This is a genomic window from Porphyromonas canoris (genome assembly GCF_000769115.1).
Classification (GTDB): Bacteria; Bacteroidota; Bacteroidia; order Bacteroidales; family Porphyromonadaceae; genus Porphyromonas_A; species Porphyromonas_A canoris.
The window spans coordinates 188,602-210,192 of sequence record NZ_JQZV01000006.1; the positions used below are offsets into that span (position 1 = coordinate 188,602).

23 protein-coding genes are annotated in these 21,591 nt (G+C 47.0%); 15 read left to right on the forward strand and 8 right to left on the reverse strand.

Annotation, left to right across the window (positions count from 1 at the left end):
* Positions 1-3: 3 nt before the first annotated feature.
* The 15 genes from HQ43_RS03480 (at position 4) to HQ43_RS03555 (ending at position 14,858) form a co-directional block, all read left to right on the forward strand.
* A complete protein-coding gene (locus HQ43_RS03480) occupies positions 4-1,377 on the forward strand; it encodes a dihydrolipoyl dehydrogenase family protein (protein WP_036789696.1) in 1,374 nt (457 codons plus the stop codon).
* 797 nt (positions 1,378-2,174) lie between these two features.
* Positions 2,175-3,053 (forward strand): YicC/YloC family endoribonuclease, encoded by an 879-nt coding sequence (locus HQ43_RS03490; RefSeq protein WP_036789700.1) that lies wholly within the window; start codon positions 2,175-2,177, stop codon positions 3,051-3,053.
* Between the two features lie 10 nt (positions 3,054-3,063).
* Complete coding sequence (gene gmk, locus HQ43_RS03495; protein ID WP_036789848.1) at positions 3,064-3,636, forward strand: guanylate kinase; 573 nt, start codon at positions 3,064-3,066, stop codon at positions 3,634-3,636.
* Positions 3,633-4,238, forward strand: coding sequence for a nicotinate (nicotinamide) nucleotide adenylyltransferase (gene nadD / locus HQ43_RS03500; RefSeq protein ID WP_036789701.1), 606 nt, complete (start codon positions 3,633-3,635; stop codon positions 4,236-4,238). The genes gmk and nadD overlap by 4 nt, the downstream gene beginning before the upstream one ends.
* A complete protein-coding gene (locus tag HQ43_RS03505; protein WP_036789850.1) occupies positions 4,235-5,158 on the forward strand; it encodes a tyrosine recombinase in 924 nt (307 codons plus the stop codon). The genes nadD and HQ43_RS03505 overlap by 4 nt, the downstream gene beginning before the upstream one ends.
* A 127-nt stretch (positions 5,159-5,285) precedes the next feature.
* Complete coding sequence (locus HQ43_RS03510; RefSeq protein ID WP_036789852.1) at positions 5,286-6,557, forward strand: sigma-54 interaction domain-containing protein; 1,272 nt, start codon at positions 5,286-5,288, stop codon at positions 6,555-6,557.
* Positions 6,558-6,576: 19 nt separating this feature from the next.
* Positions 6,577-7,113 (forward strand): LptE family protein, encoded by a 537-nt coding sequence (locus HQ43_RS03515; protein ID WP_081964532.1) that lies wholly within the window; start codon positions 6,577-6,579, stop codon positions 7,111-7,113.
* A 15-nt stretch (positions 7,114-7,128) separates the two neighbouring features.
* Complete coding sequence (locus tag HQ43_RS03520; RefSeq protein WP_036789702.1) at positions 7,129-7,800, forward strand: pseudouridine synthase family protein; 672 nt, start codon at positions 7,129-7,131, stop codon at positions 7,798-7,800.
* On the forward strand, positions 7,801-8,178 hold the full coding sequence (gene secG / locus HQ43_RS03525) for a preprotein translocase subunit SecG (protein ID WP_036789703.1): 378 nt from the start codon (positions 7,801-7,803) through the stop codon (positions 8,176-8,178).
* Between the two features lie 139 nt (positions 8,179-8,317).
* Positions 8,318-9,379: an agmatine deiminase family protein gene (locus tag HQ43_RS03530; RefSeq protein WP_036789704.1), complete on the forward strand. Its 1,062-nt coding sequence runs from the start codon at positions 8,318-8,320 to the stop codon at positions 9,377-9,379.
* Positions 9,380-9,382: 3 nt separating this feature from the next.
* Positions 9,383-10,270 carry a carbon-nitrogen hydrolase gene (locus HQ43_RS03535; protein WP_036789705.1) on the forward strand — a complete coding sequence of 296 codons (888 nt, stop codon included), beginning with the start codon at positions 9,383-9,385 and terminating at the stop codon, positions 10,268-10,270.
* A 9-nt stretch (positions 10,271-10,279) separates the two neighbouring features.
* Positions 10,280-12,292: an alpha amylase C-terminal domain-containing protein gene (locus HQ43_RS03540; protein WP_036789708.1), complete on the forward strand. Its 2,013-nt coding sequence runs from the start codon at positions 10,280-10,282 to the stop codon at positions 12,290-12,292.
* A gap of 28 nt (positions 12,293-12,320) precedes the next feature.
* Positions 12,321-13,277: an NAD(P)-dependent oxidoreductase gene (locus HQ43_RS03545; protein ID WP_036789711.1), complete on the forward strand. Its 957-nt coding sequence runs from the start codon at positions 12,321-12,323 to the stop codon at positions 13,275-13,277.
* A 42-nt stretch (positions 13,278-13,319) separates the two neighbouring features.
* Positions 13,320-14,363, forward strand: a complete 1,044-nt coding sequence (gene tsaD / locus HQ43_RS03550) for a tRNA (adenosine(37)-N6)-threonylcarbamoyltransferase complex transferase subunit TsaD (RefSeq protein ID WP_036789713.1) — start codon at positions 13,320-13,322, stop codon at positions 14,361-14,363.
* Positions 14,364-14,858: a CinA family protein gene (locus HQ43_RS03555; RefSeq protein ID WP_036789715.1), complete on the forward strand. Its 495-nt coding sequence runs from the start codon at positions 14,364-14,366 to the stop codon at positions 14,856-14,858.
* 510 nt (positions 14,859-15,368) lie between these two features.
* Here the strand turns inward: HQ43_RS03555 and rlmH are convergent.
* From rlmH to HQ43_RS03595, 8 genes are all read right to left on the reverse strand, one after another.
* The gene (rlmH, locus tag HQ43_RS03560; RefSeq protein WP_036789717.1) at positions 15,369-15,845 is read right to left on the reverse strand and encodes a 23S rRNA (pseudouridine(1915)-N(3))-methyltransferase RlmH; all 477 of its coding nucleotides are present in this window, start codon (positions 15,843-15,845) and stop codon (positions 15,369-15,371) included.
* On the reverse strand, positions 15,842-16,525 hold the full coding sequence (locus HQ43_RS03565; protein ID WP_036789720.1) for a YggS family pyridoxal phosphate-dependent enzyme: 684 nt from the start codon (positions 16,523-16,525) through the stop codon (positions 15,842-15,844). Before HQ43_RS03565 ends, rlmH begins: the two co-directional genes overlap by 4 nt.
* Entirely contained in the window at positions 16,522-16,944 is a 423-nt protein-coding gene (locus tag HQ43_RS03570; RefSeq protein WP_036789726.1) for a DUF4494 domain-containing protein, read from the reverse strand. The genes HQ43_RS03565 and HQ43_RS03570 overlap by 4 nt, the downstream gene beginning before the upstream one ends.
* A gap of 21 nt (positions 16,945-16,965) precedes the next feature.
* Positions 16,966-17,535: an isochorismatase family protein gene (locus HQ43_RS03575; protein ID WP_036789857.1), complete on the reverse strand. Its 570-nt coding sequence runs from the start codon at positions 17,533-17,535 to the stop codon at positions 16,966-16,968.
* A gap of 16 nt (positions 17,536-17,551) precedes the next feature.
* Positions 17,552-18,706 carry a lysophospholipid acyltransferase family protein gene (locus HQ43_RS03580; protein WP_036789729.1) on the reverse strand — a complete coding sequence of 385 codons (1,155 nt, stop codon included), beginning with the start codon at positions 18,704-18,706 and terminating at the stop codon, positions 17,552-17,554.
* Positions 18,707-18,771: 65 nt separating this feature from the next.
* Positions 18,772-19,755 carry a D-alanine--D-alanine ligase gene (locus tag HQ43_RS03585; protein WP_036789731.1) on the reverse strand — a complete coding sequence of 328 codons (984 nt, stop codon included), beginning with the start codon at positions 19,753-19,755 and terminating at the stop codon, positions 18,772-18,774.
* Positions 19,756-19,795: 40 nt separating this feature from the next.
* Entirely contained in the window at positions 19,796-20,854 is a 1,059-nt protein-coding gene (locus HQ43_RS03590) for an RluA family pseudouridine synthase (RefSeq protein WP_036789732.1), read from the reverse strand.
* The gene (locus tag HQ43_RS03595; RefSeq protein ID WP_052103052.1) at positions 20,854-21,480 is read right to left on the reverse strand and encodes a PASTA domain-containing protein; all 627 of its coding nucleotides are present in this window, start codon (positions 21,478-21,480) and stop codon (positions 20,854-20,856) included. Before HQ43_RS03595 ends, HQ43_RS03590 begins: the two co-directional genes overlap by 1 nt.
* Positions 21,481-21,591: the final 111 nt, after the last annotated feature.

Consider the following 21,591-nt stretch of genomic DNA (forward strand, 5'->3'; position numbering starts at 1 on the left):
GCCATGACATACGATATAGCCATTATTGGAGGCGGTCCTGCCGGTTCTAATGCTGCGGAGTATGCTGCTCGAAACGGTCTTCGTGTGCTTCTTTTTGAGAAGAAGCACTACGGAGGAACCTGTCTGAATGAAGGGTGTATCCCCTCGAAGATCCTGCTGCACACGGCGCATCTTTATCACTCGTTGAAGAGTGCAAAGGTGCATGCGCTGGAGATAGACGCACTTTCCGTGAACATGAAAGCTCTTCAGAGGCGCAAGAAGTCTTATGTGAAAGATTTCGGAGCAGGTATCGAGGAGTTTTACAAAGAGATGGGTGTGGAGCAGTGCTTTGGTCACGCCTACATAGATAGCCGTCTTAAGGATGGAACGTTCGTGATCGGAGTAAAAGGCAGAAAGGAACGCTACCAAGCCCATAAGGTGATGTTGGCTACCGGATCCCGTAACTCTGTCCCGACTTTTGAGGGGATAGAGACCTGCCCATACTGGACCAGCAGTGACGTGCTCATGCTCGAAGAGCTTCCGAAGTCCATATCCGTTGTGGGCGGAGGCACTATCGCAGTCGAGATGGCTTCGTTCTTTGTGAACATGGGCGTGAAGACCACACTTATCCAACGCTCTCCTCATCTTCTCAAAGAGATGGATAAAGATATTCGTACCGCTGTCGAAGAAGAGCTTGTACGGCATGGAGTAAAGCTCTATACCGGAACCAAGCTGAAGAAGTTTCAGGGTCATACCATCACATTCGAGCATCAAGGCAGGCAGAAGAGCGTTACTTCCGAAGCCACTCTTATAGCCATGGGCAGAAGTGCAAATGTGGAAGAGCTTGGTTTGGAAGAGCTTCGTCTGAAGCATAAGAAAGGTTATATCCTTGTGGATAAACATTTGGAGACCTCTCTCAAAGGGCTTTACGCTTGTGGAGACATCAACGGACTTTCTCTCTTGGCGCATTCGGCACGTAGAGAAGCCCAAGTAGCCATCAATCATATCCTGAACATCAAAGACGGCATGAGCTATAAGGATATTCCTCAAGTGGTTTACACTCATGCCGAAGCCTCCGGAGTGGGAATGACAGAGCAGGATACCATCGGGCGAAAAGGGTACAATATTCACAAAGTGCCCATTGCGTACGCCGGTCGTCATCTTATAGAGTTTGGGGAGAACGAAGGTTTTTGCAAGATCATCACTTATGGCAAGAGAGAACGTATCGTCGGAGGGCACATCTTCGGGCATCTCTCTTCCGAGTACATCACGCCTGTTGCCATGGCGGTCTCTTTAGGACTCACGTTGGATCAGCTTACCCGTATTCCGTTTCCGCATCCTACCGTAGCGGAGGTTGTGCATCATGCTATCTTCCCTCACACCTATTCCAAGCAGTGAGTAGGGAAAAGGTAATCGCAGAGAGAGCAGGTTCTCTTCACGATGGCGGTTGAAAGCATCGTAGAGCAGCTCCAACTCCTCCCAAGATATAGGATGATATTATAAATATAGTCTCATATTCGGGCAGAATGAGGGTGTTTTTCTCTCATTTTGCCCGAATTTTTATATAAAAGTGCCACTTGAAAAAAGTGCCTCCAAAGGCTCCCTTTTCTCTGTTTTTTCCGGCAAGCGTTGAGGTTCTGTTTTATAATGGCCTTGTATTTAGATTGTTATGGGAAATCGCGAATTTGGAAAAATTTTTTTCTCAGTCCGTTTCATGGGCGTTTTTCGCGTTAATAGGTGTGAATTTTAACACCTATTTCTGTGAACGTTTCCTAATAAAGAAATCTGCCTTTTTAGGCACATTTTAGGGTAAAAATACATAGATGTTTGATTGTTAGGGTTTTAATGGTTTTGGCTAAACACGTTAACCGAATCCGGTAAACGTGTTTAATGAAATCGGTAAACGTGTTCATTGAAAAATTAAACACGTTAAGCCGAAAGAATATGCTCGTTTACTGTTTTTGCTTAGCAGGTATCGGAAATTGTGTTAATAAAATAGCCCGAATTTAACAGTTCGGTCATGCTCTGAAAACACTGCCTCTGATCAAAATAGAGAGCGGAAAAATAGGAGGAGGCGAAGGGATGGAATATATAAAAATAAAAGAATCGTCCCCTCTCCCCAACGAGAGCCGTGTCCGAAACTCCCTATTTTTTCTTAACTTTGAAGAGATAAACCATTATAGAAGGAGGAAGTAATGTTACAGTCTATGACCGGTTTTGGTAAGGGAACAAGCCAAAACGATGGTGTGAAAATCTCAGTAGAAATAAGAACGCTCAACTCTAAGCAGCTCGATCTTTCCGTTCGTATGCCGAACTTATTGAGAGAGTTTGAGATAGAGTTGCGTAAAGAGGTTGCAGCACAGGTAGTAAGAGGAAAGGTAGAGGTGGCTGTCTCGATGGAAGGACAGCAAAAGAAAGGATCTGCCACACTGAACAGAGAAGTGATACTTCAGTACTGGGAGGAGATCTCTGCCCTGTGTCAGGAGACCGGTATGCCCCATCCTCTGGATGTAACAGCTTCTATCATGCGTATGCCGGACGCTATCTCTGTCAATAACGAGACTGCTCCGGAGGAGACCGCATCTTATCGTGATACGCTCTTTGAGGCATTGGCTGTTGCCATAGAGGCATTGCAGGCTTTCCGTACACAGGAAGGGGTGATGCTGGAGGGCGTTTTGCGTGGAAATATCGAGAATATTCGGCAACATTACGATGGTGTTTCTCTCTACGAAGAGCAGCGGGTAGCCGATATTCGTGTCCGACTCACGGAGTCGCTCGAAAAGCTGCAGAATGTCTCTTATGATGCCGGAAGGCTGGAGCAGGAGCTTATCTACTACATCGAAAAGCTCGACATCACGGAGGAGAAGAAGAGATTGGAAAACCACTTGGCATACTTCCTGAAAACCATGGAAGAGCCTGCCGCAGGTAAGAAGCTCGGCTTTATAGCTCAGGAGATCGGTCGGGAGATCAACACGATGGGATCCAAGTCCAACCAAGCAGAGATGCAACAGATTGTTGTAAAGATGAAAGATGAGTTGGAACAGATCAAAGAGCAGGTTTTGAATGTTCTCTAAACAGAAAAGTATGGCAAAAAGAGGCAAAATAATCATCTTTTCTGCTCCGTCCGGAGCAGGTAAGTCCACCATAATCTCGGCATTGAGGGAGAGAGGCATTCCGTTTGTTTTCTCTGTTTCTGCCACTTCTCGTCCTCCACGAGGCGAGGAGAAAGAGGGCGAGCACTACTATTTTCTGACCCCCGAAGAGTTTGAAGCCAAAATATCTGCCGGGGAGTTTCTCGAATATGAGGAGGTTTACAAAGGACGCTACTACGGTACGCTGCGCAGCGAAGTGGATAGAAAAGTGGCTGCCGGTCTTAATGTCGTTCTCGATATAGATGTAGTGGGCGCACTCAATGTGAAGAAAATCTACGGCGATGAAGCAAAGACCATCTTTATCATGCCGCCAAGCATAGAGGCTTTGGAGCAGCGACTCTCCGCAAGAGCCACAGATGAAGCGGACAAGATAGCCGAGCGCGTAGCCAAGGCAGAGTGGGAGATCGGGCATGCAGACCGCTTCGATGCCGTTGTTGTCAATGATGACCTCTCCACCGCTTGCAATGAAGCGGAAAAGATTTTCACTCGTTTCATAGCGTCATGAAGGATAAAACGGTACTTTTCCCCGGCTCTTTCAACCCGATGCACATGGGTCATCTTGCGCTGGCAAACTATGTTTGCGAGTGTATGGATGAGGTTAAGGAACTGTGGTTTATGGTATCGCCGCACAATCCGCTCAAGGAACAGAATCATCTGTTGCCCGATGAGCTGAGAAAAGCTTGGGTTAAGAGTGCCATAGCAGGCTATCCCCGGTTTGCTTTATCGCTCGTGGAGGATACGTTGCCACGACCGAGCTATACCTTGCATACCATCAGGGCATTGAAGCAGAGCCATCCGGAGCGGTCGTTTGTGCTTCTTGTCGGTACGGATAATCTGGAACAGCTTCCACGTTGGTACGGAATATCGGATCTGCTTGCAGAGATTGAGATATGGGTCTATCCGCGTCCCGGATATTCCGGAGAAGTACCTGCGGAGCTGAACCACCTTGCTCACGGAATCCAACTTATAGATGCTCCGATGATGGAGATCTCTTCGTCGTTTGTACGAGAAAGCCTGCGCAAAGATCGGGTTATCCCATATTTCCTGCCGGCAACCGTTTCCGAAGAGCTGTTTGAACAGGTTGTGTCATGGCTCAAGAGGGGATGACAGGAAAATTCCTAAGAGAAACCAACGGGCTGGTAGAAGATTTTTACCTCCATTTGAGAGCGGAAAGGCAGCTCTCTCCAAATACATGCGACTCCTATCTTTCCGACCTTAAACATCTTTACGAATACGCACAATCCCTTTCTCTGAACCCTTTATCTCTCTCCTACGAAAATCTACAACACTTTCTTGCCACCCTTTACGATCTTGGTATTCAGGTTCGTTCGATAGCTCGTATAGTGGCGGGAGTGAAGGCTTTTTACAGATTCCTTTTTCTGGAAGAGCTTATCACGGAAGATCCTACCGAGCTTTTGGAAGCTCCTAAGATAGGTATGCGTCTGCCCGAAGTGCTCACAACGGAGGAGATAGACCGGATGCTTGCCACCGTGGATCCGGAAGAAGATCCCTACGGACGGCGAAACCTCGCGATCATGGAGCTTTTGTACAGCTGCGGATTGCGGGTCTCGGAGCTGTGTGCACTCACTTTCTCGCAGCTTTTTCTGGAAGAAGGGTATCTCCGCATTCTGGGTAAAGGTTCCAAGGAGCGTCTCGTGCCTGTCTCTCCTTTAGGTATCTCACGTTTGGAAGAGTACTTGCAAAAAGATCGCTATGCACTTGAACCGAAAGCCGGATACAGGGATCATCTGTTTATCAGTCGCAACAGGCAGGCACTCACAAGGCAGATGGTGTTTGTCATTGTCCGCAAGATCGCAGCCGCGGCAGATATTCAGAAGCCGATCTCTCCACACACTTTTCGCCACTCATTCGCTACTCATCTTCTCGAAGGCGGTGCTCACTTGCAAGCCATTCAGGCAATGCTTGGACATGCCGATATCACTACGACCGAAATCTATACACACATCAGCCGGGAGTCTCTCCGTGAGGAAATTCTGCTGCATCACCCTATGAATAAGCAGAGATAGAAGAGGATCCCTGCTCTGCTTGGATTGAAAGAAAAATAGTAACTTTGTATGAGGTCTTGGTTTGCTCTTTTGCGTAGTACGGCAAGAGGCAAAAGCGGGACATACGAATGAGGAAGAATAGGTCATGATATCTCAACAGGAACTTCAACAAGTCAAGCAAAGATTCGGAATTATAGGCAACTGTGATGCTCTCAACAGAGCCATAGAGGTGGCTCTTCAGATTGCAAAGACGGATGTCTCCGTACTTGTCGTGGGAGAAAGTGGTGTCGGGAAAGAGGTTTTTCCACAGATTATACACCAGAATAGCGCACGTAAGCACGGGACTTATATAGCAGTAAACTGTGGTGCTATACCCGAAGGGACGATAGACTCGGAGCTTTTCGGGCATAAGAAAGGCTCGTTTACGGATGCGGTTTCGGAGCGTAACGGCTACTTTGAAGTGGCTAACGGCGGTACGATCTTTCTGGATGAGGTGGGAGAGTTACCGATGCCGACACAAGCCCGTCTGCTAAGAGTGTTGGAGTCCGGAGAGTTTATGAAAGTGGGTTCTTCCGAAGTAAAACGAACCGATATCCGCGTTGTGGCGGCAACCAATGTAGAGTTGGACAAGGCGATAAAGAAGAAAAAGTTCAGACAGGATCTCTACTATCGTCTCGATACGGTTACTATCGAGCTTCCTCCTTTAAGGGATAGAGGGGAGGATATCCCGTTGCTATTCCGGAAATTTGCCTCAGACTTTGCAGACAAGTATCGTATGCCTCCCATCCGCTTGGACGAAGGAGCGCAACGAGCCATCATGCTCTACTCTTGGCCCGGGAACATTCGCGAGCTGCGCAATCTGGTAGAGCGCATCAGTGTGGTCTCTAATGAGAGGCAGATTACGAGAGATATGCTGCTCTCTTATCTGCCGTCCAATGCTCTTACGAGACTGCCTGCCGTGGTGGAGCAACACTCCAAGATGGAGGAACAGAACGGCTGGGATATACCTCCATTCGGGCAAGGGCATACGGGTAACAGCGAGATCCTCTATAAGATGCTTATAGACCTGAAGATGGAAGTGGCAGAACTCTCCCGGATGCTAAAGGACAGCATGGCAGGAGCAGCATCAGGTGGAATAAGCGGTATGCCTTCACACTCCGGTTATGCACATGTCTCTCAGGCTTTGCTCCCGACCAAATCTCCCTCGATGACTGTTCCGCAAAACAGCTTCCTCCATGAGGTGGAGGATGTAGAGGAGATACCGGAAGCGGAAACTCCTCCCACGCTGGATGAGATGGAGAGAGAGTATATCCTTCAAGTGCTCTCCAGAAACGGAGGAAACAGAAAGAAGAGTGCAGCAGATTTGAAGATTTCGGAACGAACACTTTATAGAAAACTCAAAGAACACCGGATAGAGTAATAGCCGGATAGAACAGGATATGAAACAGATAGCCGAAAAGAGGATTGTTTTCTCTCTCTTTATATTATTGATCTTGGTGGCTTCTTTTGCTGTGAGCAGCTGCATCCCCTCATATAAGCTGAGCGGAACAAGTATAGACTACACCAAGATAAAAAGTATCTCCATAAAGGATTTTGGAAATCTTGCTCCAACCGTTTATCCTCCTTTGGCAACAAGGTTTTCGGAAGAGCTTAGAGATCAGTTCCAAAAGCGAACCCGCCTCACGCAGAATAAGGACAAGGGAGACCTGGAGCTTGAAGGTGAAATCGTAGGATACGATCTTACGGCAGAGGCGATACAGGAAAACGCTTATGCAGCAAAGACACGTCTGACAATGAGAGTGAAAGTGCGCTACGTCAATAACAAAGAGGAGAAAAAGAGCTTTGAAAGAGAGTTTACGGCATACGCTTCATTTGACAGCGGACTCATGTTCAACGATGTGCAGGATGCGTTGGTGGATGACATCTCTAAAGATATTATCAATCAGATCTTCAATGCTACGGTGGAAGACTGGTAAGATAGAACGATTGATATGACCTTAGACCAACTCTACTCTCTACTCAGAAATCCGGAGGATATACAGGCAGAACATATAGAAGACTTGTACTCTCTGTCTGCCACTTATCCGTATGCTACTCCTCTGCACATGTTGCTGCTGAAGGCTCTTTACAAGTGTAAAGATCTCCGGTTTGCATCCGAGCTTCGCCGTAGAAGCATTCATATCTCCCGTCCGGAGCGACTCTTTTTCCTTTTGAAAGGGCAGGAATATGGCTTGACATGGTATGGCGAAGAGCCTCAAGCCCATGGGGATAAAAGTAAGAGCATTTCCGCCTCTCAAGATGAGACTTGGGATGTGATAACTTCTCTTATCCAAGAGACGGCTGCAGAGAGTAATCTTGCCGAAAGTCCGGTAGAACCACTGCCCTTATATGCGATACCGGAATATGACTTGTCCGCTCCCGCAGAACATCCGGTAGAGGAAAAGAGTGCGACTGAAAGCACCATCAAGAATGATGATGCCACTCTGCCCGAAGAAGATGAACTCCTTACGGAAACTCTGGCAAAACTATATATAAGACAAGGTAAATATGAGCAGGCGAAGAAGATAATTTCTTCTCTACGTTTGAAATATCCGCAAAAAAATAGTTACTTTGCAGAGCAAATTCGGTTTCTGAATAGATTAATAACAAATAATAGAACTTAAATGTACACATTCTTATCTATCTTAATAATTGTATTGGCTCTTTTGCTGATTGCTATTGTAACCATACAAGAGTCTAAAGGTGGTGGCTTGGCTGCCGGCTTTGCTTCAAACAATCAGATCATGGGTGTGCGCAAGACAACAGATTTCCTTGAAAAGGCGACATGGACTCTTGCCGGACTTTTGGTATTCTTCTCTATCATTGCAGCAAGATACGCTCCCACAACACAAAGTACAAGAGAAGTATCCGACATTGAAGAGATGGTAGAAAAGGCTCCTATGCCAATTCCTGCAGAAGCAACTCCTTTCAGTGCAACTCCTGAAGAGACAGCTACTCCGGCTACAGAGACTACAACACCGGGAGATACTGCTGTACAATAATAAGGATAGATTATAAAATAGAGATAGTGATGTAGCTACTCTTCGGAATAGCCATCTTTTTATAGCATCAAAGGATCTTCCCCGGTTTTTGATTCCGAGGGTGAGATCCTTTGTTCTTTTATTAAATAACAGACTGCATATGTCCGACAATATCAATAAGCGTAGAAGATTTATTCCTGAATTTGAACCTCAGGATGCCGTGCTGCTTTGCTGGCCTCATAAGAGTATGGATTGGAACTACATCCTTTCCGATATAGAGCATTGCTATGAGCAGATTGCCAAAGCGATTTTGAGATTTCAACCTCTGGTCATTGCCTGCATAGAGCCTACGGAAACTCTTCTCCGTCTTCAAGAGTTATCTTTCCCACACACGTTGCGGATAATTACCGATATTCCTTTGGATGATACATGGGCAAGGGATACAGCTCCTTTATCTTTGATGGAAGATGGCAAGCCTGTGCTTCTTGACTTTGCTTTCAATGGCTGGGGCTTGAAGTATGGTTGGGATAAGGATAATGAGATAACGGCCTCACTGCAGAAACATGGCGTGTTTGCCCCGAATGTCGGTTGCCACAGGAAGAAAGATTTTGTCTGCGAAGGGGGAGCAGTAGAAACGGATGGATGCGGTACGCTGCTTACGACAAACTCTGTACAATACGAGCCCAACAGGAATAGCAAACTCTCCAAGCAGGAGATCCTTGATGTCTTGAAGGAGGAGTTTGGAGTGGAACAAGTGGTCTCTCTTTCTGTCGATGCAATGTCCGGAGATGATACAGATGGACATATAGATACATTGGCAAGATTTTGCAGTCCGGATACCATAGCTTACGTAGGTGCTCCTAAGGATAAGAGTGATATTCATTTCGATTCATTGGTGCGGATGGAGCAAGAACTTCAAGTCATGAGAAACACAAAGGGAGAGTCATATCGCTTGGTAAAGCTGCCTTTTGTCTCTCCTGTTTATGACCCTCTACGAGGAGAGAGACTGCCGGCTACGTATGCAAACTTTCTTTTGATCAATGGAGCGGTTTTACTTCCAATATACAACGTACCCGAAGATGAGGAAGCGATAGCGGTCATAAAAGAAACTTTCCCGGACAGGGAGGTGGTCGCAATAAACTGTTTCACTGTTGTGCGTCAGCACGGATCGTTGCATTGTATCACGATGCAGTTTCCTAAAGGTTTTGTTCAAAACATCTAAGATATGAAAGTAGCACTCATACAGCAGTACAATACTCCCGATAGAGAAGAGAACAAACAGCGTTTACGTGGTAAAATATTGGATGTCGCCCGGCAAGGAGCCGAGTTGGTTGTCTTGCAAGAACTGCATAATGGCCTTTACTTCTGCCAGGAAGAGGATGTGAATATCTTCGATCAGGCAGAACCTATACCGGGAGAATCGACCACATTCTACGGGGCTATTGCAAAAGAGGCAGGCGTTGTACTGGTAACCTCACTATTTGAAAAGCGTGCCACCGGACTCTATCACAACACTGCGGTAGTACATGAAAAGGATGGATCTATTGCCGGAATATACAGAAAGATGCACATTCCGGACGATCCGGCATACTACGAAAAGTTTTATTTCACACCCGGAGATCTTGGCTTTCATCCCATAGAAACCTCTGTGGGTAAGCTGGGTGTTTTGGTTTGTTGGGACCAGTGGTATCCGGAAGCTGCACGGCTTATGGCTTTGGCAGGAGCCGAAATGCTCATCTATCCAACGGCGATAGGCTGGGAAAGCACCGATATTCCACAAGAGAAAGATAGACAAAGAGAGGCATGGATTACCGTGCAGAGAGGTCATGCTGTTGCCAATGGACTTCCTGTGGTAGCAGTAAATAGAGTAGGCTATGAAGAAGATCCTTCCGGACGTACAAATGGTATAACATTTTGGGGATCTTCTTTTGTTGCCGGACCACAAGGAGAGCTTTTGGCAATGTTTTCCAGTACAGAAGAAGAGGTCAGAGTGGTTGACGTAGACTTACGTCGTTCGGAAAATGTCCGTCGTTGGTGGCCTTTCTTGAGAGATAGACGAATAGATGCCTTTGCAGACCTGTCATTGAGATATAGAGATAACAAAAGATTTTAGAGCAGACGTATGAATCTTCCGATAATAGAGAATGATCCTTGGCTTAAGCCTTATACCGATATAATAAACAAGAGAAATCAGAACATAAAGAGTAAGAGAGAAGAACTGACCTCTAACGTGTCCGGCTCACTTTCTCGCTTTGCTGACGGATATTTATATTTCGGTCTTCACAGAGAGAAGACCGGTTGGGTTATCAGAGAGTGGGCACCCAATGCCACGGCTCTCTACCTCCTTTGTGATGGCAATAGCTGGAAGATAGAGGAGGCATTTAAGTTTCATCCGTTAGATCATGGTATATGGGAGCTTTCTCTTCCTTTGAATGCTCTCAAGCATGGAGATCATTTCAAACTCTTTGTAGAGTGGAACGGAGGTAGTGGCGAACGCATACCTGCTTGGGCGAAGTATGTTGTCCAAATGCCGGATACTGCTATCTTTTCTGCGATGGTATGGGAGCCGGAATCTCCTTTTGCCTTTAAGCACGGCAGACCGACATCCAATCATCAACCACTCTTAATTTATGAGTGTCATGTCGGAATGGCTACCGAAGAAGAGAAGATAGGAACGTACAATGAGTTTAGAGAGAATGTCCTTCCGAAGATAGCCGAATCGGGTTACAATGCCATACAGTTGATGGCAATACACGAACACCCCTACTATGCTTCCTTTGGTTATCAGGTCTCCTCTTTTTTTGCTCCATCTTCCAAGTATGGTACGCCTGATGAGTTGAAAGCACTTATTGACGAAGCGCACCGATTGGGCATAAAAGTGATAATGGATATTGTTCACTCCCATGCCGTAGCCAATGAAGTGGACGGACTGGTTCGTTTTGACGGATCTGAAGAGCAGTATTTCTATCCCGGAGGAAAGGGAGAACACTCCGAGTGGGGCACGAAACTTTTCGATTATGGTAAGAATGAAGTCCTTCATTTCTTACTCTCCAACTGCAAGTATTGGCTGGAAGAGTTTTGCTTTGATGGTTTCCGCTTCGATGGCGTAACCTCTATGCTCTATCTGCACCATGGTATCGGAGCTTCTTTCTGTACCTATGGAGACTATTACAACGATATGCAGGACGAAAATGCTCTTACCTATTTGGCTTTGGCAAATGAGCTTGTGCATGAAGTCTATCCCGAAGCTGTTACCATTGCGGAAGATGTCAGCGGTATGCCCGGTCTTGCTTTACCGGTAAAGAGTGGCGGATATGGCTTCGATTACAGAATGGCTCTTAATATCCCCGATTTCTGGATAAAGATCATCAAAGAGTATCCGGACGAACATTGGACACCGGGCTCTATCTGGTGGGAGTGTACCAACAGGAGAGGCGATGAGAAGACAATAAGCTATGCCGAAAGCCATGACCAGGCATTGGTAGGAGATAAGACCATCATCTTCCGCCTTATAGATGCCGATATGTACTGGCACATGGATAGGGCGGACTCCAATATGAATGTGGAGCGTGGTATCGCATTGCACAAGATGATACGTCTGGTTACCGCTACGACCATAAACGGAGGCTACCTGAACTTTATGGGAAATGAGTTCGGACACCCCGAATGGATAGACTTTCCCCGTGAAGGCAACGATTGGAGCTATAAGTATGCTCGTCGCCAATGGTCTCTTCGAGAGAACGGATTTCTAAGGTATCAACTTCTGGATGAGTTTGACAAGAAGATGATACATTTTATCTCCGGCATCAGAGACTTTGCTTCTCTTCCTCTAAACTCTATTTGGGAACAGAATGAAGAGCAGGTATTGGCTTACACAAGAGGTGAGTATATGTTTGTTTATAACTTCAGTCCGTCCAATTCTTATACAGACTATAACATCATAGCCCCTTCCGGTGAGTACGAAGTCCTTTTCTCTTCCGATGACACAGCCTTTGGCGGCTACGATCGGATAGATAAAACGGTACACCACTTTACCGCTCCAGATGTCAGCTATACGATAGAGGGCAAGGGGATTTTGTCTTTATACTTGCCGGCTCGTACGGCTATGGTTCTTAGACGAATAGAGAAAAAATAGGTATATCAATATTATACAGCGCAGAAAGATGAAACTATTAGTCGCTTTTAATATGCTTAGAGAGGGCTGGGATGAGCTTCAACAACATTTTGAAGTCGTATTCCCTCCCGAAGGTAGAGACTTTACACACGATGAGATTGTAGAACAAGTGGCAGACTGCGATGTGCTCTGCTCGGTATTTGATATCCCCGTAGATAGAGAGATAATAGATGCCGGAAAGAAGCTCAAACTTATTTCCAACTACGCCGTAGGCTATAACAATATAGATATAGAGTATGCAGCATCTAAAGGGATTGCCGTTACCAACACTCCTCGATCGGTAGTAGAACCCACTGCCGACCTTGCTCTCTCTTTGTTGTTGGATGCTACACGAAACATCTCTCGCTGGGATGCGCTGATGCGGAAAGAGCAGCACGCCTTGAAGATTTCCCGTTTGACCAATCTTGGGACAGGCATCCATGGCAAAACGCTTGGCATTATCGGAATGGGTAATATCGGAAAGGCCTTTGCTCGCAGGGCACAAGCGTGTGGCATGAAGATTCTCTACAATAAGCGTACACGCTATACCGAAGCCGAAGAAGCCGGACTTGCATTTACTTATGCCTCCGTGGAGGAGATCCTGCAGCAGGCAGATGTGGTTTCTCTTCACACTCCCTACTCCAAAGAGACGCATCACCTCATAGATGCTAAAGCATTGAAGATGATGAAGCCTTCTGCTATTCTGATCAATACAGGCAGAGGAGCATTGGTGGACGAAGCGGCTCTTGTGGAGGCTTTACGCAGTGGCACTATTGCCGCAGCCGGGTTGGATGTATTTGAAAATAAAGATATTCCCTCATTGGAACTCTACTCTCTGCCCAATGTATTTCTTACTCCACACATTGGAACACAGACCGTGGATGCCCGTATGGAGATGCTCAAAGAGCTGTCCGATGCCGTTATCGGATTTTTCCATGGAGGACGAGAAGTGCCTCGCGTTGTATAGATCGCTGTGGACGTCCTCAAATTATAACAACTCAGAACAACAATGGATATAACATCACTCATAGATACCGATAAAGTCATTTTAGGGATAGAGTCTTCCTGCGACGACACTTCTGTGGCAGTACTTAGAGGGGATACGATACTCTCTAACGTCATAGCCGGTCAGGCTGTACATCAGGCGTATGGAGGCGTAGTGCCCGAACTTGCCGGACGTGCTCACATGCAGAACATTGTACCGGTTGTCTCGGAGGCTATCAAGCGTGCCGGTATAGAGAAAGAAGATATAGACGTCATCGCTTATACGAGAGGACCGGGACTTTTAGGCTCTCTCCATGTGGGCACTTCGTTTGCAAAAGGGATGGCAATGGGGCTTAAAATTCCTATGGTAGATGTCAATCACTTGCAGGCACACGTTTTGGCGCACTATATCCAGACTCCCGACACTCGTGTAGCTGTTCCGGAGTTTCCTTTTCTCTGCCTTCTCGTCTCCGGTGGCAACTCTCAGATCATTCTGGTAGAGTCTCCCTCCAAGATGGATATTGTGGGTAAGACTATCGACGATGCAGCCGGAGAAGCATTCGATAAGTGTGCAAAGGTTATGGGACTCGGTTATCCCGGTGGGCCTGTCGTGGACAGACTGGCAAAAGAGGGAGATCCAAAAAGATTTGCTTTTGCAAAGCCTCAGATCGCCGGACTCGATTACAGCTTCAGCGGACTCAAAACCTCTTTCCTCTATACACTGAGAGACGAGCTGGAAAAAGACCCTGACTTCATTGAGAAAAATAAAGAAGATCTCTGCGCATCACTTCAACACACCATCATAGAGATATTGATGCAGAAACTGGTTAAGGCTGCCAAGCAGTATGGAGTCAAGGAAGTGGCAGTAGCCGGAGGTGTTTCTGCCAACTCCGGTCTTCGTTCTGCATTTGTAGATTACGGTAAACGCTATGGCTGGAACATCTATATTCCTCCGTTTGCATACACTACGGACAACGCTGCGATGGTAGCCATGGCAGGTGCTTTTGCTTATAAAGCAGGAGAGCGAAGCGGTTTCGACTTGGAGCCTTACTCCAGAGTAAGCATTTAGATGAATACACTAAAACAGGTGCAAGAGATAGCACAACTTCTCTTGAAACATGGTTACACCCTTCGGGTCGCCGAGAGCTGCACCGGAGGGAATATCTCTCACCACCTTACGGAAACAGATGGATCTTCTCTCTGGTTCGGTGGTGGCATGGTAACCTATACGCCTGAAACCAAAAGAGAATGGCTGTTGAGCGAATGGCGCGAAGAGTGGCACAGCGATCTTGTAAGAGAGGATGTTGCTGTGGCTATGGCACTATCTCTCTGGAAAAAAGGCTCTTCATCGCCATCTCTTATAACACTATCTACTACCGGAGTAGCCGGTGATTCTCCATATTGTGGGCATCAACCCGGAGAGATGTGGGTAGCAGCTGTGGTGTGTGGAGAGATACACACGCTGAAAGTAACCTTACCACCTCAAGAGAGCAGGCAGGAGCGCATCCAAGCTCTAACTGAAGCAGCTCTCAGCTTTTTACTCTCTTTGCTTGAGAGGAAGTAGCAGAGTCTTTCCAAAATCAGTGTATAAAAGTTGTTATAGAGCGGTCTAAAAAGATCGCTCTTCCTGTTTATTTTCTCTCCTGAACGGGTAAAAAAGTAGAAAGCAGGGTTTGAGTCGGAGCATGCAAAGTTTGATTTGCAGCAGACAAGGCTTGATTTGTGAGAGTTAGGTTTTGATTTCTGTAAATCGAGCCTTGATTTACAGAACAGAATACGTTTAGAGCAAGTTTTTAATACTATCGTTTCTGTTTGGGAACGGATTAAGTTTCTTTTTGTTCTGCTTTCACTTCTCTTTTCGATGATAGACAGGAAGAGAAGCATGGAAGATGAGTTTTGTCGTTTTAGGTAAAGCGACAGTCGGACAGAGGAGGAAAGGGGGAGAAGGTGCTATTTTGAGATCTTTTGCCAAGAAGCTCTCTTTTTCAAAGGTCTTATTTTCAAGATTGACGGCTGACAGGTAGAGAGAGCCGGAGGAGTGTGCCAGGAGTGAGGGTCGGATGTGATCCGTCTCTCAATCGTGGTGATAGGGGAGACCTTTGATGATGGAGATCCAGCGATACACCTGCTCTGCAAGGAAGAGGCGTATCATTTGGTGGGAAAATGTGAGCTTGCTAAGAGAGATTTTTTCGTGTGCCACGGCATAAACTTCATCCGAAAATCCGTAAGGTCCGCCAATGATTAAGACCATTCTTTTATAGGATGATTGTATCTGTCCATCGAGCCAAACCGCCATTTCGGACGATGTTCGCTCCTTGCCTCTTTCATCCAAAAGGATTATTCTGTCCGATGTTTCGAGTTTGCTCAAAATCAGTTCGCCCTCTCTCTTTTTCTGCTCTTCGGGGTCGAGTGATTTCCTGTTTTTTATATCCGGAATGGCTATCTCTTCCACAGAGATATACCTTCCGGATCTTTTGTAGTATTCTTGCGTGGCAGACTCCAAACCTTTGTCGTCCGTCTTGCCGATGTAGAGGATGACGATCTTATTCACTCCGAAAAGATTTTGGAGCCTACCCGAATGATGGTTGCTCCGTATTCGAGGGCGATATTGTAGTCATGGCTCATTCCCATGGAGAGCTCTTTGAATGTGCCAGGCAGCTCCAGTTCGTCGGCTTTTGCCTGTACCTCTTTCATGAGATCGGATACTTGTTTGAACTCCAAGCGTATTTGTGCTTCGTCGTCCGTATTGGTTGCCATGGTCATCATGCCAGCAAACTCGACATTCTTGTATTTCAGCCACGGCTTGGAGGCGATAAGATCAAGAAACTCTTCCGGTGAGAGTCCGGATTTGGTCTCTTCCTGTGCGATATGGATCTGCAACAAGACACGGAGCGGAGCCGTGCGACCTTCTGCTTGTCCTGCTCTCTTGTCTATCTCTTCCAGTAGCGACTCGGAGTCCACACTATGGATCGTGTGGATGAAAGGCGCAATATACTTCACCTTGTTACGCTGCAACTGACCTATCAGATGCCATTCGATCTCTTTCGGTGCTACTTCGTACTTGGCTCTCAACTCCTGTACACGATTCTCTCCGAACACTCTCTGACCGGCACTCTCATAGGCTGTCATGAGAGCCTCGACCGGATAATATTTTGAGACAGCCACCAGCGTGACACTCCGATCTTGCGGAAGTGTCTGCCGGATAGCCTCTATATTTTCTCGGATGCTCATGCGTTACCTCTAAGGATGTCCATTATCATGGTTTCACTGACGGCGGCAAGCTCGTAGTCCATCATGCTTCCGCTCATTCCTTTGTGCAGTAGAGCTATGGCACCTTCCACGTCTGCTGCCTGCGAAAGCATATTGACGTACTTCTTCTTTTCTACTCCTGCTTTCTCGTCCAAAGAGATGAAGCCGACCTTCATCTTGTAAAACTTGTCGCCGTTCTCGTCCGTGAATATCTCGGCATACTTTACCTTCTTCACGCTGTCCACGATAAACGGACCGCGCGGACCGAGTTCTTCGGCAAGTCTATTCTCTGCTTCGGTAAAGGAAAGAGCATCCAAAAGGTAGATTTCGGACACTTTCTTCATCTTTCCGTCCTGATTTTCTTCTTTCTCGTAGGTTACTTTACATTCAAACCAATTCATTTTCGTTGTTCTTTATATCTGTTATGCTATGTTACATTGATGTGTCTGTGCAAATTTTTCTATGGTTTCTCCATCGTCGAAAGAGCCGATGCACTCTTTCAGTATGACGATATTCCAGGGAGGCATACCATGCTTGATGAGGTCGCTCAGCGTGGTGAAGACACAATATTCGCCTGCTATGCCGCACACTTCGACCCCGGAAGAAGATCGGAGATATTCGGGCAGGCTCTCCCCGAATGCGCTATACTCATCTTTCTCTTGCAGCTTCCCTTTCTCCACAATAGTGATGCGAGGAGCAGCAGAACTGCCCTTTAGTTTGATGAGAGCCTGCATCAGCGGTTCGTATATAGCGGCTCCCACGCTCTGCTTGATGCAGTGCGGCGGCCACTCTCCGCCTTGAGCCACGAAGCTGCAGTGGTCTATCGGGTGAGCATCCACGGTAATTACGATCTGTTCCCACGCTTGGGTGGGAGCAAGAGCCTCTTTCTCTATCCGTTCCGTCAGCTTCAGCATTGCCGCTTCTGCTTTGGGGACAGCCAATGATCCCGATATGAAGTCTATCTGTGGATCTACGATCAATAGTGTTTTCATGTTCTGTGTCTGTTCTTTACGCATTGAGATTGTTGATGAGAGGGTTGGCGTACATCTCCAGAATGCGTTCTCTGAGAAATGCTTCATCCTTTTCTCCTCCCGATATTTCTATCTTCGCAATCTGTTCGGCGAAGTAACGGTCTATCTCTTCCAGATCTTTTTCTCCGTACATACTGCCTTGATACTTCTTTGTTCCGTTGAGAAGATCATAGGCGATGTAGTTGATTTCATAGAGTCTGTACCTTTTGTGTATCCGCTTGTCTATCTCTTCCGCCCAGGCTTGAAGGGCTTCTTTCGTCGGGAGTCCGGTACTAAAGTCGCCCATCGGATCGCATACGGAAAGGTGTACACGCCCTTTCTTGCCGACGATACCCTGCTGCATGTTTTTGAGATCATCCATTTGGCTCTTCTTGTGATCCGGATTGATCTTTTTCTGTAACATCTCTTGCGCTTTGAGATAGTCGCATGGGTCGTACTCGTAAGAGAGCGATACGGGAACGATTTTCAACTCCCGGAGAGCGGTGTCGGTATCTTTGTCCGAACTCATCGTCAGCATTTTCAGCATGGCTGTCTGCGTCCGGTCGTTGGAGTCTTTGGCTCTACCTTCTCTTTGAGCTATCCATACCGGTTCGCCGGTCTCGGTAATGGTGTGGCGGATATAGGAAGAGAGCTTTTTGCTTTCGGCGAGCATCTCTCTGACGGATACCGCTCGTTTGACGATAAAAGAGTTGTTGATCCTTACAAGCTGCCTTATCCACTCCTTGATGAGAAGGTTATCGCCTATCGCGATTTGAGGGAACAGCTTGCCGTTCTGAAAGAGTAAGACGCTGAGGAAAGAGGCATCCAAGACAATGTCTCTATGGTTTGTGATAAAGGTGTAAGCCTTATCTCCCTCTATTTTACTCATGCCGGAAGCCGAGAGAGAGAAGCAACTTTTCTTGGCGATCTGCATCACGACCGGAAGAGAGATGTGTTTCTTGAAGTCGTAAATGGTTCGGATCCGCGGTTGCAACGCCTCCAAATCTTTTGCCGTATGCCCCGGTAGCATCAGAGGGATAAGGTTACGAAGCGTCTCATCCTGCAATAGCTGTGCAAAGGCTTCCGGTATCTCTGTTTCGTTTAGCGGTCTTATATCTTTATAAGGATCGTTGGATATGTTGGTTGTTTCCATACTTTCAGTCTCGATTTTGTGTTGGTTGATCAGTGCGATGGTGTCTGCTCTATCAAGGCATATACTCAGGCGTTCAGGTTGTACAGGATGATCTCTTTCAAGACCTCTTTCATGGACAGTCCTGCAGCTTCTACCTGTTGCGGAATAAAGCTTGTGGGGGTCATGCCGGGCGTGGTATTGACTTCCACCAGATAGGGTGTGCCTTCGGGAGAGATGAAGTAATCTATCCGTATGATGCCTTTTGCATTGAGAGTAGAGTAGATGCGAACGGTCAGGTCTTGGATTAGAGCAAACTGTTCTGCCGGGATACGTGCCGGAGTGATCTCTTCAACCTGTCCGTTGTACTTCGCATCAAAGTCGAAAAACTCGTTTTTACTCACCACTTCGGTTACCGGAAGCACATGTATGCCATCACTATCCTTGTAGCAGCCACACGTTACTTCCGTGCCGGTCAGGAGCTGTTCGAGGATCACGTCTCCTCCTTCTGCGGTAGCATCCATCACTGCTTTTTCGAGCTCTTCTGCCTTTTTTACTTTGGTTGTAGCCACGCTGGAGCCTCCGGCATTCGGCTTTACGAACAGCGGAAGTCCAAGTTCTTTGACGATTTCCTGCTTATCGTAGGTGTTTCCTTCGCGAAGAAGAATCGCTTTGGCAACGTTGTAACCGAGAGCGGAAAGGCTTCTGTTGCAGAAGAACTTGTTAAAGGTCAGAGCGGAAACGAAAGCAGGGCAAGTGGAATGAGGGATCCCAAGCATCTCGAAATAGCCCGGAAGAAGTCCGTTTTCGCCCGGAGTGCCGTGGATGGTAATGTAGGCAAAGTCGAACCGAGCCTTTTCTCCGTTGGGATAGTAGGAGAAGTCGTTTTTATCTATCGGGTACTCCTTGCCGTTTTCATCCGTTGCCACCCATTTCTTAGAGGTGATGATGACCGGAACGGCAGAGAACAACTCCTTGTCTAAAAAGGATAAGATACCTGCCTGACTCTTTAGAGAGACACCATATTCACCGGAATCTCCTCCGGCTATAACGGCTATGTTGATTTTATTCATTTCAGCTCCTTGCTTCATATTCGTTTACTCGTGCTATTTACTACTCTATGCCCTCGTTGGCATATCGTCTCCACTTCTCCAGCAACATGGAGATGTCATCGGGTAGAGGGGCAGAAAACTCCATCTGTTCGCCTGTAACGGGATGTCCAAATCCGAGAGTTGCGGCGTGTAATACCTGTCGGGGACATATAGCCATGCAGTTGCTCACAAACTTTTTATAGTTTGCCGTGGACTGTCCTCTGAGTATCTTCTCTCCGCCGTACCGCTCATCTGCAAAGAGCGGATGCCCCAAGTGCTTCATGTGTGCACGTATCTGGTGGGTTCGTCCCGTTTCGAGCCTGCACTCTATCCATGTTACGTAGCCCAGCGTCTCCAATGTCTTGTAGTGTGTAACGGCACTCTTTCCTATCTCTCCCTCGTACGGATAGACCGCCATCTGCATTCGGTCTTTCGTGTCTCTTGCTATGTTTCCTTTTATTGTACCCTCTTTGGGTTCGGGGCGTCCCCATACCAACGCGCGGTAAGACCTTGTTGTGGTCTTGTCGAAAAACTGTCTGCTGAGATGCGTTTTGGCTTCAGCCGTTTTTGCTACCACGAGCAGTCCGCTCGTGTCCTTGTCTATCCGATGCACCAGACCTACTCTCGGATCATTCGGATCATAGTTCGGATCATCCTTCAAATAGTAGGCAAGCGCATTCAGGAGCGTGCCTGTATAGTTGCCATGACCCGGATGCACCACCAGCCCGGCAGGTTTATTCACCACCAGCAGCTCGGAGTCTTCATACACGATCTCCAGTGGGATGTTTTCCGGAATGATTTCAAACTCATAAGGAGGTCTTTCGAGACGCAGACTTACCTCGTCCAGAGGCTTCACCTTATAGTTGCTCTTGACCGGACGATCGAATACAAAGATAGCACCGGCATCGGCTGCCTGCTGTATGCGATGCCGTGAGACGTTCGGCATACGGTGTACGAGGTATTTGTCTATACGCAAAGGGGCTTGCCCTTTATCCACTTTGACGCTGAAGTGTTCGTATAGCTCTATGACCTCATCTTCTTCATCCGACAGAGGCGAGTTGTCTAAATCCAAGTCCTGCATCAGAGAAAGTCTTCGTCTATTTGTGCTTCATCTTCGCCTGTCCCCAAAGAATCTTCCGGAGCAAGCATGGCATCCTCATTGTAGAGCGAATTGATGTTATTGGAAGAGACCTCCAAGATGAGCTTGCTGTTGTATGCAACCAGCGTTCCTTCCTTGAGTTCTCGTCCCGAAGCATCTGTTACACGCAGGGCAAGATCGTTATACGGCCCACTCACATAAGCGATGGAGATGTTGGTAAAACCGCTACTGCGGAGCAGAGCTTCGGCTTGTCTCATGGAGACTTCACTGATCTTCGGGATGCGTTTTTGTGCTATCTGGAATGTATTTATGGTAGCATAGACGGAGCGATGCCTTTTAATCTTGGCACCTCCACCGGGTGTAAACTCCAAGATAACCCCTCTCGGATGGGTGGAGCTATACACTGAGTCTGTTACGTTCAGCATCAAGTCTTGCGATGCCAAAAGGGTCTGTGCTTCCTCTATCGTCATACCTTTGATGTCGGGAACCACTACCGCGTCGTTGTGATTGGTGTACACTTTCAGCAGAGCCATGATGACCCAGATGCCTGCTATGGCAAGCAGAATCATCAGACCGATATTGATGACGAACTTTGTAAGGGATTTCATTTTCTTTATCTCAGAATCTTCGCGTTGTAAACATGGTGAGACCTTTATCCTACGGCATACAGCATAAGCTTTCTCCTCTAAAAGTCCTCATACAAAAGTACAAAAAGAAAA